The sequence below is a fragment of the Intrasporangium chromatireducens Q5-1 genome (genome assembly GCF_000576575.1).
Taxonomy (GTDB): Bacteria; Actinomycetota; Actinomycetes; order Actinomycetales; family Dermatophilaceae; genus Intrasporangium_A; species Intrasporangium_A chromatireducens.
The window spans coordinates 1-1,195 of sequence record NZ_AWQS01000484.1 but is presented as its reverse complement, the minus strand read 5'-3'; the positions used below and the strand labels follow the sequence as shown (position 1 = coordinate 1,195).

Genomic DNA, 1,195 nt, shown 5'->3' with positions numbered 1-1,195 from the left:
GTCCATCGGTGCCGTTCTGCTGCTCCATGCCCACGAGCCTAACCTACGCATCCGTAGGTTAGCGTCGCGTCGACGCGCCGTCCGGTATGCCGCTCACCTCGTGAAGATGGTGTGAACCTTTGCCACGGGGTGCGTGAGGCACTGCCGGCCCGTCGCCGACGGGCGGTAGGTTGGCTACCGCGCGGACCCGACGGGAGGCCGCGAACGTGCCCGAGGAGGTTGTCGGTGGGCTGGCGCGACGTGGTCTACGGCGCATACGAGCGCCGGGTGGCCAAGGAGCTGCCCCGCGAGTCGATGCCGCGTCACGTCGCGGTGATGCTCGACGGCAACCGGCGCTGGGCGAAGGCCCGCGGCGAGGGCACCGCGACCGGGCACCAGGCCGGCGCCGACAAGATCCAGGACCTGCTCACCTGGTGCGAGCAGGCCGGCGTCGAGTACGTGACGCTCTGGCTCCTGTCGACGGACAACCTCAACCGTGCCGCGGAGGAGCTCACGCCGCTGCTGCAGATCATCGCCAACGCCGTCTCGGATCTCGCCGACACCGGCCGCTGGCACCTCAAGCTCGTCGGCGCGCCGGACCTGCTGCCGGCCGACGTGGCCCGCAGCCTGCGCCAGTCGGCGCAGCGCACCGCGACCGTGCAGGGGATGACCGTCAACGTCGCGGTCGCCTACGGCGGGCGGCGGGAGATCGCCGACGCCGTCCGGGCGATGCTCCGCGCCCGCGCGGCCCACGGGCAGAGCCTGGAGGAGATCGCCGAGGACCTCACCGTCGAGGACATCGCCGAGCACCTCTACACCAAGGGCCAGCCCGATCCCGACCTCGTCATCCGGACCTCGGGCGAGCAGCGCCTCGGCGGGTTCCTGCTGTGGCAGAGCGCGAAGTCCGAGTTCTACTTCTGCGAGGCGTACTGGCCCGACTTCCGACACGTCGACTTCCTCCGCGCGCTGCGGGCCTACGCGGGTCGGCACCGCCGCTTCGGCACCTGATTGCGGGGAGTGCTCCCCATTGCCGAGCCGGGCGACGCTGCCTAGGTTCAAGGCACAGCAGCACCTGTTGGACCTCGAGCCGGACACGTCAGGGGAGTCGACCGATGGCGATCTACAAGAAGGGTGCCGACCCGGTCGCGCTGCGGGCGGCTGCCGAGCGGCTCAGCGCCCACGCGCGCGACTGCGACGGCGTGCGGGCTGCGGCGGG

Annotated in this window: 1 protein-coding gene; it reads left to right on the top strand. The window is 71.5% G+C overall.

Features of this window, described 5'->3' with window-relative positions; all coding sequences use genetic code 11:
* Window positions 1–225: 225 nt before the first annotated feature.
* Complete coding sequence (locus tag N864_RS22385) at window positions 226–987, top strand: isoprenyl transferase (RefSeq protein WP_034722793.1); 762 nt, start codon at window positions 226–228, stop codon at window positions 985–987.
* Window positions 988–1,195: the final 208 nt, after the last annotated feature.